Below are 15,566 nucleotides of genomic sequence, written 5' to 3'. Positions count from 1 at the left end.
AAATTCAATTTACTTTTTGTTTCGTTTTAAATACGTAAGCCAGGATTTCTGCCAAGACTTTAAAAAACTCTTCCGGCACTGCCTGATCAATTTCAACCTGATCATATAACGCACGGGCAAGCGGCCTGTTTTCTACCATCATGACATCATGCTCTTTAGCAATCTTTCTTATTTTTAATGCAAGGTGGTCAACACCTTTTGCAACAATGTAAGGTGCGTCCATTTTTTCTTCGTCATATTTAAGTGCGATCGCATAGTGAGTCGGGTTTGTGATAATGACATCAGCTTTCGGCACTTCCTGCATCATCCGCCTCATTGCCATTTCCCGCTGTCTTTGCTTAATTTTAGACTTAATAATCGGGTCTCCCTCAGATTTTTTGTACTCATCTTTTATATCCTGCTTTGACATTTTGATATTTTTCTCATAGTCAAATCTCTGATATAAATAATCGAGTCCGGCAAGAATCAACAAAGCCCCTGCTCCGCTCAGCCCCATCCACAGGGTGAGTTTTGAAACAAAGGAAAGCGCTTCTTCAGGTGTCAAAAGCGGGAGACGGAGAATTTCTCCATAGTGCACCCAAAGCACAACAAACGCCGCAAACCCGACTACAGCAATTTTCAAAACCGATTTAAGCAGTTCTACAATCGCCCTCATGCTGTATATCCGTTTAAAGCCTTTTATCGGATCCAATTTTTCAAGCTTAGGCTGGATCACTTCCGTAGAAAATAAAAATCCAACCTGCATATAGTTGCTTACAACTCCTGCAACAAGAGCGACGAGCAGAATCGGAGCAAGTACGATGCCAGTATCCTTTAATAAGCTGATAAACAGGGTATGTACATTTGATTCTGAGAGCTTCATTGTGAGTGACTCCGTGTAAAATGTCTCTATAAATGACAGCAGCCTGTCTCTCATATACGGGCCGATCGCAATAAACGAAAGGAAGATCACTAATAATGAAACGGCGGTATTCACATCAGAGCTTTTTGCAACCTGCCCTTTTTTTCTAGTATCCTTCCGTTTTTTCGGAGTGGCTTTCTCGGTCTTCTCTCCCGCAAAAAATTGGAGGTCAATTCTTAGCTTCATTAAGAAACACCGACCAATGCTAAAAGATTCCGCATCGTTTCAATCGTTAAGCCGAAAACATTCCGAACAACGACGAAGATAACGGACATACACACGATGAGCATGATAAAACTGACAGCGATCTTTAAAGGCAGACCGACAACAAATACATTTAATTGCGGAACCGCCCGGGCTACGATGCCTAATGCAAGATCCACAAGAAACAAACTGGCCACAACCGGTGCCGACATTTGAAATGCGATAATAAACATTGCATTAAAGCTTTTGGCGATAAGATAAGCAAACTTTTCATCGCCAAAATTCGGAAATGCCTGATCAACTGAAATATACTGAAAGCTGTAGTAAATACCGTCCAGCAGCAAATGATGCGCATTGACACTCAGCATAAACAAAAGAGCCATCGTATAGATAAACTGGCCAATCAATGGACTCTGTGCGCCCGTTTGCGGATCGATAACGTTCGCAATTGAAAAACCCATCTGAAAATCAATAAACGAACCGGCTATCTGAACAGCAGCAATCATCATATAAGCAATCAAACCAAGACACAGCCCCACCAAAGCTTCTTTAAACGCCAGCAGCATATATTGCTCGTCAACCTCCATAGACGGGGGTTTATCAATCGTGCTGAAACATATGACTGCAAGAAAAAAAGCAAATCCGACACGATGTACAGCCGGTACGTTTCGGTGGCCGTATAACGGGACCGTTACAAAAAAAGCAGAGATTCTAATAAAAACCAATAAAAAAGCAGGAAATAAATCAATAATTGAATTCATCACTGTATTACCCTGCAAATCGATTTAAATTAGAAAACAGCTCTGTTGTGAACGAAAGGATCGTCGACAGCATCCATGGCCCGAAAAAAATCAGTGCCAACAGGACTGCCACGATTTTGGGAATAAACGCCAAAGTCTGTTCCTGGATTTGAGTTGTGGCCTGAAAGATACTGACGATTAATCCGACCAATAAAGCAATCGCAAGCAGAGGCGCGCTGATCATCAGCGTTACATATACAGCTTTTTCCGCCATAGAAATTACAAATTCTGAATTCACGTTTAGCACCTACCCTAAAAGCTCTGAAGCAAAGATTTCACAATTAAATACCAGCCGTCTACTAAAACAAAAAGTAAAATTTTAAAGGGCAGAGAAATCATAACTGGAGGGAGCATCATCATCCCCATTGACATCAGAACGCTCGCCACTACCATATCAATAATTAAAAAGGGGATAAAAATCATAAAGCCAATTTGAAACGCTGTTTTGAGCTCCGAAATGGCAAAAGCGGGAACCATCGTTGTAAGAGGAATATCTTTTAACGATTCGGGTTTATCCATTTTCGCGTAATTCATAAACAGTGCCAAATCCTTCTGCCTTGTATGCTTACTCATAAATTCTTTAATCGGTTCCTCAGCTTTTGTATACGCTTCTTCCAAACTGATTTTATTGTCCATCAATGGTGTCAGCGCTTCTTTATTAATCTCTGAAAAAGTGGGAGCCATAATAAAAAACGTTAAAAATAGCGCAAGGCCGATAAGGACCTGATTTGGCGGCATTGATTGCGTCGCCAGTGAAGTTCTGACAAAAGACAGAACGATGACGATGCGGGTAAAACAAGTCATAAGAATCAATATTCCAGGCGCCACTGAAAATACAGTTAACAATAATAGTAGTTTAACCGTTGAACTAACGTTATCCGGATCGCTTGAACTGAAAATATTTATAAACTCATTCATGATGACGTGGGCCTTTCTTTTTTCCTTCTGAACGGTTTTGTTTTAGCTCTTCAAGCTGCTCTTTTAATGCTTTTGAAAATGAAGTCAGCTTTTGCTGCGGCTGATTCTCAGAACCCTTTAGGGGTTTCGCAAGCTTTTGCCATTCTATTTTGCTTGACATCGCCTCTTCATGCTGACTGAGAATGTCTTCGATTTCCTTTTCATCCTCAATTTCTTTAAGAAGCTGGATTGTCTCTCCTACCCCAACGACGAGAACACTGTTGCCGACTTTAATCAATTGGATAGATCGGTTTTGGCCAACCGATGTTCCGCCGATATTTTCGACATATTGAAAAGGCTTTAGCAGCCGGTTTCTTTTGTTCATAAGCTTAACAAGCCCGTAAATCAGCGCGATGACAAACAATAAAGCGAAAATCATCTTCACAAAATCAAAGGCTGAAACAGAAGGAGCAGCAGCTCCCTCCGTCTCATCAGCAGTTTGTGTCGTTTTTTCTTTCTTTTGCTCTGACTTATCTGCGGTCTTTTCATCTTTCTTTTGAAACCATTCGTTTACAGTTGAATCTTCAGATGCCGCGGCATCAGCAGCAAGCGGATGTACACTGAATAAAATGAAAAAACATATAAAAGCAATGAAATATTGACTCTTTTTCAACAGTCGTACACCCTTTAGCTTAATGTTTTGTTGATTGCTTCAAGCACACGGTCTGCCTGGAAAGGTTTTACGATAAAATCCTTAGCGCCTGCTTGAATAGCATCGATAACCATTGATTGCTGTCCCATGGCAGAGCACATAATGATTTTAGCTTGTGCATCAATTTGTTTAATTTCTTTTAATGCAGTGATACCGTCCATTTCTGGCATTGTGATATCCATTGTAACTAAGTCAGGAGAATGCTCTTTAAATTTTTCTACAGCCTGAGCTCCATTTTCGGCTTCTGCAACTACGTCAAAACCGTTTTTCACCAAAATATCTTTAATCATCATTCTCATAAATGCTGCGTCATCTACAATTAAAATTCTATGTGCCATAATTTTTTCTCTCTCCTCGTGTTTCTTTATTTTAAATTATTAATGCGTTCTGCCTGGCTTAAAATGTCAGTGACCCTTACTCCGAAGTTTTCCTCAATGACCACGACTTCGCCTTTGGCAACGATACGCTGATTCACTAAAATATCTACCGGCTCACCGGCTAATTTATCAAGCTCAATAATACTTCCGGCTGAAAGCTCTAAAATTTCCTTTACGCTTCTTTTCGTTCTGCCGAGTTCAACAGTGATCGAAAGCGGGATATCCAAAAGCATATCCAGATTGTTGATAGGAGCTTGTGTGCTCTCACTCGGATCAAATGATGAAAATTCCACTGGTGAAACTTGAACAGGCGCTGCTTTTTTCGGTTTCCCCTGTCTTTTAGCCGGCGCATGCTGCTGTTCTATGTGCGGCTCAGGCGTTACAGGCTCTTGGGGCTGTTCATATGTAACGTCAGAATCCTGCGTTGTTTCTTCAGCTGGACTTTCCGTGGTCGTCATAAGACTCGAAATCAAATCTTTAGCAAATGTCAGCGGGTAAAGCTGCATGATGTTAGAGTCTATTAACTCGCCCACCTTCAAGCGGAAAGAAACTTTAACCAGCATTTCATCAGCAGGAATACGGTCTGTTCCTTTTTCTTCATTTACATCAAGCAGTTCTACACGCGGGGGTGAAATATCAATTTTTTTACTGAATACAGTAGACATTGACGTTGCTGCCGACCCCATCATTTGGTTCATCGCTTCTTGAACCGCGCTCAAATGAATCTCTCCAAGTGAAGGATCTGCCCCTTTCCCGTCTCCCCCGATCATTAGGTCCGCAATAATAGCCGCGTCACTTTGTTCGACGACTAGCAGGTTGCTGCCGCTAAAACCTTCCGTATAATTCACTTCAATTGCTACATACGGTTCAGGAAACGCATCACTGATTTTACTTCTTGGGATGACAGTTACGTTTGGAGTCGTAATATCAACTTTTTGATTCAAAAGCGTGGATAAAGCTGTCGCTGAACTGCCGAATGAAATATTTCCGATTTCACCGATCGCATCACGCTCCATGTCCGATAAGTCATGCACTTCCGGAGCCTCAGGCTCGTCCGGTGTGCTGCTCGTGCCATTAAGAAGCGCGTCAATCTCATCTTGAGATAATCTGTTATTCTCCATCTTGTTCACCTCTTATGTCGTGGTCTAAAATTTGCACTGCCTGTTTTCGATTCACCCGGCCGGCTTGTCCTAAAAATTTCGGCTTATCTCCGACCAATACAGTAAGAGGATCTGTTACTGATTTGTCCAAAGTTATGCAGTCTCCGACTTCTAAACTTAAAAACTCTTCTATTGTCAGTTCAGATGTGCCGAGTTCGGCCACGACAGGTATTTGTGCTGTCATGATACGTTTTTCAAGCGACTTTGTTTCCTCAGGTTTCGGTTCATTTCTTTCTGATTGCATCCAATAATGGACCGAAAGCTTTGGTATGAGCGGCTCGAGGACGATATGCGGGATACAAAGATTAATGACACCGCTGATTTCGCCGATTTGTGTGTTGAGTGAAATAACAACAACCGTTTCATTAGGAGATACCATCTGAACAAATTGCGGATTCACTTCAAACTCAGTCATTTCGGGTTCAATATCAGCTATGGACTGCCAAGCTTCTTTATAATTTCCCAGTGCATTTTCAAATAAATTAGAAATAATTTTCGTTTCAATTTCTGTTAAACTATCAACCTTATTATGACTGATCCCGATGCCGCCCATCACACGATCCATCATCGTATAGGCAATCGTCGGGTTGACCTCCATCATAATTCTGCCTTCCATCGGATGGACATCGAATAAATTCAGAATCGTCATATTCGGTATGGAACGGATAAATTCCTCGTATGGAACCTGATCAACAGAGCTGACCGATATATGGATATACGTTCTGAGCTGAGCAGAAAAGTGAGTTGTAAGAAGTCTTGCAAAATTGTCATGAATTCTTGTTAAACTGCGGATTTGGTCTTTAGAAAACCGCAGCGCGCGTTTGAAATCATAAACCTTTACTTTTTTCTCTTTTTCTTCTTTTTTCAGCTCTTCAGCATCCATTTCACCCGTTGATATTGCAGAAAGCAGTGCATCTATTTCATTTTGGGAGAGAACTTCTCCTGACATTTTCCTCACCTCCGTATTCTGTCAAATTATGCTTTATTGCAGATTAAAAGAGGTAATATACACTTTTTCTACTTTTCCTTCTTGGAGGTAGCTATTTACTTTATCTTTTAGTTCCTTCTTAAAGGTTTCTTTTCCCTTGTCTCCCTCAATCTCATCAGCATTCGTATCAGCCAGCAGTGATATAACAGCATCTTTCACTTGAAAATCACGTTTTTCAAGCTCTTCTTTTGATTTATCAGAGTCAGTTTCAAGTTTAATCGCTAAGCGAATAATGTTATCGGACTTTAAATTCGTTGTGATTTCTGCTACATCAACAGAAGATGCAACGATTTCATCAATACTTCGTTTTGCCTCACTTTTTTCGGACTTTCCGCCTAAAACAAAATAAGCCGCCGCCCCGAGAGCACCAATTACGATTAGAATAATGAGTAAAATGATCAATAATTTTTTCTTCATTCCGGTTCCTCTATTCCATGGTCCATTGAAAATATTTGTATTTTTTGATAGAAAGACACAATCTTCTCCAGAACAGCTTCTTCATCTTCTTTTACTACAAACTTCTTACCGTTCGACAGTGTGATTGTAGTATCCGGAAAGCATTCAATCTGTTCAATAAATAACGCATTCAGCGTAAAGGGCTGCCCATTTAAACGGGTTACTTTAATCATAAAACAGCGGAGAAGCGATTACTCGCCTCCCCTCCCTCCTTAACGTTTAAGGTTAACCAGCTCTTGAAGGATTTCATCCGATGTTGTAATAATCTTGGAGTTTGATTGGAACCCGCGCTGAGCAACAATCATTTCAGTAAACTCGTCAGTTAAATCAACGTTAGACATTTCTATAAATCCTGACTTCAAGGCACCTGTACCGCCATCACCAGGCTGATTAGCTGCACTAGCAGTTCCAGAGTTCAAAGATTCACGATATAAGTTGCTTCCGATTTTATCTAAACCGTCACTGTTTGCAAAAGTAACAACTCCAATCTGGCCGCCATCTTGCGGTTTACCGCCAGCATCAACAATTGATACTTTTCCATCAGATCCGATGCTAAAGCTTTGAGCATCAAGAGGAATTTTTATTGTTCCTCCGGTCATATTTAATACATGGTAGCCGTCACCAGTCACCAATGTTCCGGTATTATCTAAATAGAAGTTTCCGGCTCTTGTGTAAGCCGTTCCATCACCTGTATCAATTTGAAAATAACCGTCGCCGTCAATCGCTAAATCAAGCGTTCTTCCTGTGCTTTGTGTTGCGCTTGTTGAATGAATGGTATCAATTGTGCCAGATGATGAACCTAAACCGATCTGCTTAGAGTTAGTTCCGCCGATTGTTGCACCAGCAGCAGAACCGCCGGCAATCGTTTGACTCACCATATCTTTAAAGGTAACCCGACTCTTTTTGAATCCCACTGTATTTACGTTGGCAATATTGTTGCCGATAACATCAAGTTTAGTTTGAAAGTTTTTCATACCGCTGATTCCAGAATAAAGTGAACGTAACATAATATATTCCCCCAGATGTTTTTATTTAGAAGACTGTCCCACAGACATGACATTCGCCGGACTGATCTCGGTCCCATCATCAAGAACGAGATAATATTTTCCTTGAGAATGTTTAACAGAGCTTACTGTGCCTGTTTTATCTGTTGCACTTTTACCATCAGTCCAAGATACTTCTTTTCCCATCCAATCAACATACGTTGTAAACGGATCTTGGTTTTCAACGAATTTCGTCATCGTCGTATTCAGATTCATCATCTGTTCCAGACTTGAAAAAGTTGCCATCTGGCTGATAAATTCTTTGTCATCAACCGGATTAAGCGGATCTTGGTTTTGGACTTGAGTCATTAATATTTTTAAGAACTCGTCTTTTCCCAAGCTGCTGTTGCTTCCAGGCGCAGTGCTGCTTTTTTTTTCAGGCAATTTATATTCTGAGCTTATTGATGTCATTCTTCTTCCTCCAATTCAACCATTGACACTTCATCAAGCAAGTCTCCAAACTCGTTTGATTGCTTTTTCTGTCTTTGCTGCTTCTGACCCTCTTGCTGCTGTTTCTGTTCATCAGCAAGCTGGCCATATATCGGCTGGTCACCGCTTTGAATCGGCAAAGTAAAACGGTCAACTTGGACAGCCATATTGGGCAGTGATTGCTTCAGCTGAGGCAGATGTTGTTCGAGCAGCTCTTTTGCAGATTGGCTGGATGCAATGATTTTACTCTGGAACATTCCATTTTCATTTGTCAGCTTAATTGTGACAAATCCTAAATGTTCAGGGTTCAGCCGAATTGTAAAGCTGCCGGTTGATCTCCCAAAGGGTGTATATTTCATCTGCTTCCATGCACTGATCACTTGATCAGCAACCGTTTTTGTTTCTGCTGTATGTAAATCAGATGAGAGCTGCAAATCGAGTGTCTGAACTCCTCCGGTGCTCCGGTAGCCTGAAAACATCATTTGAATTCCTGACTTACTATCTATTGGCTGAATACTCACAGAGGAGTCTGTCGTACTTTTATTACCTGGCGTTGGAGCGTCCGGTGTAAGGGCACGTTTTGCGACATCTTGTGATGATTCGGATGATTTCGATAACAAGAAAGCTTTCAGCTGACTTTCAGTCATATTCCATTCCTTCGTCCCTTTTTGAGGAAGCAATGACATCTGTTCCATTAAGCTTTGAAAACTTTTCAGCTCTGACTTTGACATCGTATAAAGCTTTGAACTTGACTCATCTTTTGTAAATATCTGCTGTTTAAGATCCTGAATAAGCTGTTCAGATATGCCCTTTTTTTCTAATGCAGAAAGAAATTCATCTCCATTTTTGTAGACAGTATGAGCTTGATTATCACGGTCAGTCATTTTATTTCCTTCTAAAAGCTGACTGATAAGCATTTGGATATAGATAAGCGCTTTATCAACTTCTGCTGATGCCTCATTTTCCTGAACTCCTTGCTCTCTATCAGACTTGAGTTCATCAGTAGCGGCATCACCAGCTGAATTCTTTGCAGTCAAAGCCGTTTTATCTTCAGAAATAATTTTTTCTGCAAGTAGTTGTCCCATGTGCAGTTGATCAGTTTCGTCAGCCAATTTTAATTCAACTGTTTGCAGTAGGCTCTGTAATATTTGCTGAGCGGATTCATCCAGATGCTTTCCTGTTAGTTTACTTAACGTTTGCAGAAGATCGGCTTTTTGCTTGTCTTGATTTGCAGGAGTTGCTTTTAGCCACCCACTGATCTTTTTACATGCATCTTTCAAAAGCTGATCGTCAGTCAGAGTCCCTTTTCCTTGTGATGAAGGTTCTTTCGAGCCGGCTTCAGACATAAGCCAATTTTGAAAAACTCCCTGGCTATTTTTGATTGTTTTAGCAGCTGTCCCTGCTGTAGTTTGCAGCCGAGGTCCGGCTAATTCAAGCAGCTTCACCTTTATTCCCCCTATTCTTGGCTGGCAGCAATTTTTTCTGTATATGTTGCCGCTTGCTCAGGAGTCATTTTTGCCAAAATTTCAGCAAGCTGCTTTTTGCTCAGTCCATTCAATATTTTCAGCGCTTCTTTCTCCTTTAATTGGGCAATGATTTTAGCAGCCTTTCCGCTGTCCATGCTTTTATAAACACTGATGACTTTATCATTAGAAGCTGTATCAGAACTTGATGATTCTTCTGAGTTATCCTTCGATGTCTTTTTTTGGTCTTCCGCTGTTTTTTCAAGAGAGCGGATCTTTTGATTCAGCCTGTCAATTTCAGATTTGCTTGTTTCTAAATCTTTATTCAATATACTGATCTCACTTTTTTGATCCTTAATGGTTTTTTCCAGAGCCGCCGTATTACTGTTATTCTTAGCTGTTGATGATGTATCTTTTTTATCTTCGGTCTCAGGAACCAATTCTTTAAGCACTGGCGTTTTGGCTGCAGCTTCCTGTATCGGCTTTAAGACATTGACACCAGCCGCCCAAAGAACAATCCCCCCTGCTATAAGCAGAAAAATCAGCGGAAGGATAATGATCAGCAACACCGATCGGAATTTACCTGATTCTTTCTTTTTGCCGGACATTACATTCGCTCCTAATGGCCTTGAATCATAAACTGCTTGATCGAGATATCGTCCATTTCTTTCATCTCTGCAGCTTTGTCTTCAAGAGCAAACATTTTAAACTGTTTTTCACGCATCTTTTCAAACTTCTTCACTTCAATATTTTTTTCTGTTAACACTTCTTGCTTTTGATTCATTTGATTCCTTTTCATAATGACAAGCTTTTGGTAGTGATAAATTGTGTTTTCAAGATTTGAGACAAATTGCTGATAATGCCTCATCTCTTGAACGCTCATCCCGCTTTTCAGTTTGTTTTCTTTATTCTGTTCAAGCAATTCCTTTTTGCTCATGTTCTCATATAGTTTCTCCGCTACAGTTTCGAATTCAGAAACTGATTGCTTATACTCAGATAAAGACTGGTCTTTCTCGTTCTCTTTTAGTTCCAGCAGCTTTTGGAATCTAAATTGATAGGCCACGTTCTATTCCTCATTTCCTGTCAAACTAGTTAATGCTGCAATGCTTTCTTCCAATGATGCTGATTCTTCTGTTCCCTGCTTCAGAAATTGAATAAGCTGCGGATAAAATTGTATCGCCTCATCAATTTCTCTTGAGGACCCTCTTTTGTAAGCTCCAATATTAATCAGGTCTTCAGAATTTTGATACGTTGATAAAAGTTCACGGAATTTATTCGCTGCGTCTAAGTGCTGTTTTGTCGAGATGTTTGACATCACCCTGCTGATGCTTTTTAGCACATTGACGGCAGGAAACTGGCCTTTATTAGCAAGAGCCCTGTCTAACACAATGTGTCCGTCTAAAATTCCGCGTACCGTATCAGCAATAGGTTCATTCATGTCATCTCCGTCTACTAACACTGTATAAAACGCTGTGATTGTTCCGTGTTCATTTGCACCTGTTCTCTCTAACAACCGAGGTAAAATAGCGAACACAGAGGGTGTATATCCTTTTGTCGTCGGGGGCTCTCCAGCGGCAAGTCCGATCTCCCTCTGAGCCATCGCCACCCTTGTGACAGAATCCATCATAAACATGACATTTTGGCCTTTATCACGAAAGTACTCAGCAATGGCTGTCGCCGTATATGCGGCTTTCAACCTCATTAATGCAGGCTGATCTGAGGTAGCGACGACTACAATTGACCGCTTCAGTCCCTCTGCTCCCAGATCTTTTTCAATAAACTCCCGAACCTCTCGACCGCGTTCTCCGACAAGTGCAATTACGTTCAAGTCAGCTTCAGTCTGTTTAGCGATCATTCCCATTAATGTGCTTTTTCCGACGCCGCTTCCTGCGAAAATACCAATCCGCTGGCCTTTTCCGACAGTCAGCAGACTGTCAATAGACCTGACTCCAACACCCATCTTTTCACGGATAGGCGGACGTTTCATCGGGTTAGGCGGTGATTGCTCCGTTGATACAGGCGAAAGTCCTTTTGGCAAAATTTTTCCGTCGAGCGGTTCGCCAAACGCATCAATGACTTGTCCGATCAGACCGGCTCCTACCTTTATACGAAGAGATTCACCGGTGGCTTCAACAATGCTCCCGGGCGCAATGCTTGCGGCCTCTAAATAGGGCATTAACAGAATATTTTCTTCCTGAAAGCCAACAACTTCAGCTTTGATGACTTTACCTGATTGACCCTTTGCGTAAATCAGGCATAGATCGCCAATTGAGCTTGCCGGCCCCTTTGATTCAATCATCAGACCGATTACCCGTTTCACTTTTCCATAACGCTTATACGAGTCTGTCATTTCTATGCAATCTATCAGACTCTGTGTCTTCATAGATCCGCACCTGCTTCCAGTGCTGTAAGGAGCTTATGCTTCAGTTGCACCAGCTGGGTATCAATGCTTGCATCTACTCTGCCAAAGGGAGTTTCTATATAACATGATCCTTTTTCAGCTTTTTCATCGGCGTATAAACCAAGCCGGCATTCTTTGTATAGAAGCTGCTGAATTTCGTCTTTATGCTGAAAAACTGTTTCATAGTAATAAGGATCTACATATATTGATATATCGTCATATTCCTTTACTTCGTTTACCACCTGTTTCACAAGCAGGATAAAGGCCTCTTTATCATCAGATTTTTGCTGCCATACTTTTCTAGCTAACGCAACGGCAAGCTCAACGATTTCTCCGGAGGCATCTTCAAGTTTATCCTCTACAGCTTTTCTGGACATTTCCATTATGCTGGTTGCTTGACTGATCAGCTCAGCATACTGTTGTAAGGCTTCAGTTTTCCCTAATGCCACACCTTGTTCGAATCCTTCTGCTTTCGCTTCTTCTATAAGACGCTGTTTTTCAGCCGCCCAATCATTTTTTTCCTGCTCAATTTGACGGCGGATATCTTCCATCTGGCTGTTCGCTTGCTCGGAAATTCGATTAGCTTCTTCTTTGACCCGGGCCATTAAAGCTTCCGGATTTTCTTCAGTCTGTAAAAGATGTGAATGATCGATCCGAACCTCTTGTAAAGAAAGCTTCCTTCTTTCCTGCTGTGGGGAAAAAGATGATTCTTGTTTAATGATATTAGACAATAATATCGTCTCCTCCGCCTCTTGCTATCACAATTTCACCGGCTTCTTCAAGCTTTCTGACGATGCTTACAATTCTTGATTGAGCCTCTTCTACATCCTTCAAACGTACAGGGCCCATAAATTCCATTTCTTCTTTGAATGTTTCAACCATACGCTGTGACATATTGTTGAATACAATTTCTTTGACTTCCTCGCTTGCCACCTTTAATGAAAGGAGCAGATCGTCGTTTTCAACATCGCGAATAACCCTCTGAATTGCGCGGTTATCAAGTGTAACAATGTCCTCAAAGACAAACATCCGCTTCTTGATCTCTTCAGCAAGATCAGGATCCTGAATTTCCAAGGAATCCAATATCGTCTTTTCTGTTCCTCTGTCTACACCGTTTAAGACTTCAACAACAGCTTCGATTCCGCCGGTTTGTGTATAGTCCTGAGTGAATGCGGAGGATAATTTCTGTTCCAGAATCCGTTCTACCTCATTAATAATTTCAGGTGACGTTCTGTCCATTACCGCAATCCTTCTTGCGACTTCTGCCTGAACCTCAGGATTCAGCTCGGATAAAATTTGTCCGGCCTGCACAGGGTCAAGGTAAGACAAGATTAAAGCCATCGTTTGCGGATGCTCTTGTTGAATGAAATTTAAAATTTGTTCAGGCTCTGCTTTTCTGGCAAAGTCAAATGGTTTAACTTGCAGAGAAGAAGTCAGCCTGTTTAGTATGTTTTCAGCCTTATCTTCTCCCAGCGCCTTCTCAAGAACTTGTCGGGCATAGCTTAAACCGCCCTGAGAAATATAATCTTGGGCAATCGCTATATTATGAAATTCCTCTATAATTTCATCCTTTTTTTGATGATCGACACTTCTAACTCCTGATATTTCAAGAGTAAGCCTTTCAATTTCTTCATCGGTTAAATGCTTATATACAGAAGCTGACACATCTAAACCTAAGGAAATCATGAGAATGGCTGCTTTTTGTTTTCCTGTAAGCTTATCTTGATCACGTCTCGCCATTTCTAATCCCTCCTAATCCTCGGCCAGCCAGCTTCTCAGCAGTTTTGCAAAGTCTTCAGGCTTATCTTTCGCCATCTTTTCAAGCTGTTTTCGTCTGACTGTTTCCTCTGTTTCATTTTCCTCTTCATTTATATCAGGCAAATTGATAGGCTCCTGAGGCACTTCGTACGTGTATTCCTCAAATTCATCCTCTTGAGCGCGTTTCTTTCTGATAAACATAATGATCAGAATGATGATGACTGCGATCAAAACGCCCCCAACGATATATACCCACATTGGGATACCGGAGGATTTTTCCGTATCAGTATCAAGACTTACTTTTCCATCAAAAGGCTGAACGGAGACAACAATTTTATTACTGATATCTTCATCAGAAAGGTTCTGGTTCTGTGTCTCATCCTTATTCAATGATGTTCTGACAACAGTTGAAAGAATTTTTTGTATATCATCCTGTCTTTCGGTTGATAGCGACGCCGTGTTTTTGGCATCAGGCGGCTCTACCATTACTTGAATCCCTAAATCCCTTACCTTATAAGGGCTTTCAGCTATTTCTTTATGGATTCGGTTAACCTCATAATTGATTTTATTACTGCTTTTTTCGTAGTTCCCACTTTCGGTATTTTCGCCGTCAGCTTGATAGTTTGTTACATCTTCATCCCCGGTTCCGGCAGTTCCGCCATTAGCTGCGCCGTCTCCCTGATATGTTTCCGATACTTTTTCAGCACTAACCGCAATGCCTTCCATGTTTTCTTTGTCAACAGGCTCGACGATGTCTTCTGTCCGTTTTTCTTTTGTAAAGTCAATATCGGCCGTGACAGAAACTACAACTTTGTCCTGCCCCATCATCGTTCCAAGCAATGACTGAACATGTTTTTGAATGTCTTTTTCAACTTGGGATTTAATTCCCTGCTGTGAAGAATAACTATCAGCGTAGGACCCTGCACCGCTGTCTGTTTTGTCGTAGTATGTAGAGTTCTGGTCCATGATGACGATATTATCTTCTTTTAAGTTCGGCACACTTTTTGATACCAGATGATACAATCCGTTGATCTGGCTTTGATCTAGTGTGTATCCAGGCTGAATTTGCAGAACGATTGAAGCAGATGCTGCTGATTGCTCTTCACCGACAAAGACAGCGTCTTTCGGAAGGTTAATCATTACTTTTGAATTTTTGATACCGTCCATTTCATTAATCAGATTGGACAGTTCCGTTTGTGTGGCTTTGACTTTCACCATATCAAATTCATTATCTGTTAAACCAAAGCCAGCGTTCTGTCCAAAAAATGAGTAATCAATTGATCCGGTTTTAGGAAGCCCTTCTGCAGCCAGCTGAACTTTCAGTGAATCAACCTGATCTTCCGGAACCTTAATAACCGTACCGCCATTTGAAAGTTCGCTAGGCACTTTTTTCGCATCCAGTTCTTCTTTGATCTGTCCGGCTTCTTCAGCTGACAAATCTTTGTACAGCGGCGCCATTTTCTGATTAGAAGAAAAAATACTGATAATAATGGCAAGAATGATAATTGCCGCTAAAGCACCAATCATTAAAATCTTTTGTAATTTAGATCTATTTTTCCAAAACTCACTCGTTTTGTTTTTCATTTGCATTAGAGTACGATTCATGTTAACCCCCGGTCATTCCACTCTTTCTCTTTCTCGTCAGACCCCCTACATTTGCATTCTCATAATCTCCTGGTATGCTTCCACAGCTTTGTTGCGGAACTCAGTTGCAGCAGTCAGAGAGATGCTTGCTTTTTGAGCGGCGATCATGACCTCATCAAGATTCACATCTTTCCCTGCAGCCAAGGCATTAGTCATATTGTCAGAAGCTACTTGGGACTCATTTAACGAACTTATAGAGTTTTTTAAAAGCTCCGAAAAGCTTGTTTGATTTGAAGAATCTGTTTTTTGGCTATTGTTTACTTGATTTGTTGCATTTTGAGTGTTTTGAGTATTTTGAACCTGAAAAGGAGAAATTTTATTGATCACATTCAT

20 protein-coding genes are annotated in these 15,566 nt (G+C 41.0%); all 20 read right to left on the bottom strand.

Features of this window, described 5'->3' with window-relative positions; genetic code table 11:
- Nucleotides 1-4: 4 nt before the first annotated feature.
- From flhB to fliE, 20 genes are read right to left on the bottom strand one after another with little or no spacing between them, the layout of a single operon-like run.
- Nucleotides 5-1,087 (bottom strand): flagellar biosynthesis protein FlhB, encoded by a 1,083-nt coding sequence (gene flhB, locus NSU16_RS08795; protein ID WP_168747832.1) that lies wholly within the window; start codon nucleotides 1,085-1,087, stop codon nucleotides 5-7.
- Nucleotides 1,087-1,866, bottom strand: coding sequence for a flagellar biosynthetic protein FliR (fliR, locus tag NSU16_RS08790; protein ID WP_168747830.1), 780 nt, complete (start codon nucleotides 1,864-1,866; stop codon nucleotides 1,087-1,089). The genes flhB and fliR overlap by 1 nt, the downstream gene beginning before the upstream one ends.
- Before the next feature lie 7 nt (nucleotides 1,867-1,873).
- Nucleotides 1,874-2,143 (bottom strand): flagellar biosynthesis protein FliQ, encoded by a 270-nt coding sequence (fliQ, locus tag NSU16_RS08785; RefSeq protein WP_010334259.1) that lies wholly within the window; start codon nucleotides 2,141-2,143, stop codon nucleotides 1,874-1,876.
- A gap of 14 nt (nucleotides 2,144-2,157) precedes the next feature.
- Complete coding sequence (fliP, locus tag NSU16_RS08780; protein WP_010334258.1) at nucleotides 2,158-2,823, bottom strand: flagellar type III secretion system pore protein FliP; 666 nt, start codon at nucleotides 2,821-2,823, stop codon at nucleotides 2,158-2,160.
- Entirely contained in the window at nucleotides 2,816-3,475 is a 660-nt protein-coding gene (fliZ, locus tag NSU16_RS08775) for a flagella biosynthesis regulatory protein FliZ (RefSeq protein WP_010334257.1), read from the bottom strand. The genes fliP and fliZ overlap by 8 nt, the downstream gene beginning before the upstream one ends.
- Before the next feature lie 14 nt (nucleotides 3,476-3,489).
- Complete coding sequence (cheY, locus tag NSU16_RS08770; protein WP_010334256.1) at nucleotides 3,490-3,852, bottom strand: chemotaxis protein CheY; 363 nt, start codon at nucleotides 3,850-3,852, stop codon at nucleotides 3,490-3,492.
- 26 nt (nucleotides 3,853-3,878) lie between these two features.
- Complete coding sequence (gene fliY / locus NSU16_RS08765; RefSeq protein ID WP_268471253.1) at nucleotides 3,879-5,012, bottom strand: flagellar motor switch phosphatase FliY; 1,134 nt, start codon at nucleotides 5,010-5,012, stop codon at nucleotides 3,879-3,881.
- A complete protein-coding gene (gene fliM, locus NSU16_RS08760; RefSeq protein WP_010334255.1) occupies nucleotides 5,002-6,000 on the bottom strand; it encodes a flagellar motor switch protein FliM in 999 nt (332 codons plus the stop codon). Before fliM ends, fliY begins: the two co-directional genes overlap by 11 nt.
- Before the next feature lie 33 nt (nucleotides 6,001-6,033).
- Nucleotides 6,034-6,456 carry a flagellar basal body-associated protein FliL gene (gene fliL, locus NSU16_RS08755; protein ID WP_024121403.1) on the bottom strand — a complete coding sequence of 141 codons (423 nt, stop codon included), beginning with the start codon at nucleotides 6,454-6,456 and terminating at the stop codon, nucleotides 6,034-6,036.
- The gene (locus NSU16_RS08750) at nucleotides 6,453-6,668 is read right to left on the bottom strand and encodes a flagellar FlbD family protein (protein WP_010334253.1); all 216 of its coding nucleotides are present in this window, start codon (nucleotides 6,666-6,668) and stop codon (nucleotides 6,453-6,455) included. The genes fliL and NSU16_RS08750 overlap by 4 nt, the downstream gene beginning before the upstream one ends.
- A 39-nt stretch (nucleotides 6,669-6,707) precedes the next feature.
- A complete protein-coding gene (flgG, locus tag NSU16_RS08745; protein WP_029441260.1) occupies nucleotides 6,708-7,502 on the bottom strand; it encodes a flagellar basal body rod protein FlgG in 795 nt (264 codons plus the stop codon).
- Nucleotides 7,503-7,523: 21 nt separating this feature from the next.
- On the bottom strand, nucleotides 7,524-7,949 hold the full coding sequence (gene flgD / locus NSU16_RS08740; RefSeq protein ID WP_010334252.1) for a flagellar hook assembly protein FlgD: 426 nt from the start codon (nucleotides 7,947-7,949) through the stop codon (nucleotides 7,524-7,526).
- A complete protein-coding gene (locus NSU16_RS08735; protein WP_339192520.1) occupies nucleotides 7,946-9,412 on the bottom strand; it encodes a flagellar hook-length control protein FliK in 1,467 nt (488 codons plus the stop codon). The genes flgD and NSU16_RS08735 overlap by 4 nt, the downstream gene beginning before the upstream one ends.
- A gap of 11 nt (nucleotides 9,413-9,423) precedes the next feature.
- Nucleotides 9,424-10,038 (bottom strand): MotE family protein, encoded by a 615-nt coding sequence (locus tag NSU16_RS08730; RefSeq protein ID WP_333512679.1) that lies wholly within the window; start codon nucleotides 10,036-10,038, stop codon nucleotides 9,424-9,426.
- 11 nt (nucleotides 10,039-10,049) lie between these two features.
- Nucleotides 10,050-10,493, bottom strand: a complete 444-nt coding sequence (gene fliJ, locus NSU16_RS08725) for a flagellar export protein FliJ (RefSeq protein WP_339192519.1) — start codon at nucleotides 10,491-10,493, stop codon at nucleotides 10,050-10,052.
- Nucleotides 10,494-10,496: 3 nt separating this feature from the next.
- Complete coding sequence (fliI, locus tag NSU16_RS08720) at nucleotides 10,497-11,813, bottom strand: flagellar protein export ATPase FliI (protein WP_010334248.1); 1,317 nt, start codon at nucleotides 11,811-11,813, stop codon at nucleotides 10,497-10,499.
- A complete protein-coding gene (fliH, locus tag NSU16_RS08715; protein WP_229150050.1) occupies nucleotides 11,810-12,562 on the bottom strand; it encodes a flagellar assembly protein FliH in 753 nt (250 codons plus the stop codon). The genes fliI and fliH overlap by 4 nt, the downstream gene beginning before the upstream one ends.
- A complete protein-coding gene (gene fliG / locus NSU16_RS08710) occupies nucleotides 12,555-13,571 on the bottom strand; it encodes a flagellar motor switch protein FliG (protein ID WP_003231981.1) in 1,017 nt (338 codons plus the stop codon). The genes fliH and fliG overlap by 8 nt, the downstream gene beginning before the upstream one ends.
- A 12-nt stretch (nucleotides 13,572-13,583) precedes the next feature.
- Complete coding sequence (gene fliF / locus NSU16_RS08705) at nucleotides 13,584-15,194, bottom strand: flagellar basal-body MS-ring/collar protein FliF (RefSeq protein ID WP_010334246.1); 1,611 nt, start codon at nucleotides 15,192-15,194, stop codon at nucleotides 13,584-13,586.
- A 45-nt stretch (nucleotides 15,195-15,239) separates the two neighbouring features.
- Nucleotides 15,240-15,560 carry a flagellar hook-basal body complex protein FliE gene (gene fliE / locus NSU16_RS08700; protein ID WP_029441259.1) on the bottom strand — a complete coding sequence of 107 codons (321 nt, stop codon included), beginning with the start codon at nucleotides 15,558-15,560 and terminating at the stop codon, nucleotides 15,240-15,242.
- Nucleotides 15,561-15,566 lie beyond the last annotated feature (6 nt).

The organism is Bacillus sp. FSL K6-1003 (genome assembly GCF_037964945.1).
Classification (GTDB): Bacteria; Bacillota; Bacilli; order Bacillales; family Bacillaceae; genus Bacillus; species Bacillus mojavensis.
The sequence above is the reverse complement of the archived record's forward strand: the minus strand, read 5'-3'. Positions and strand labels throughout refer to the sequence as shown.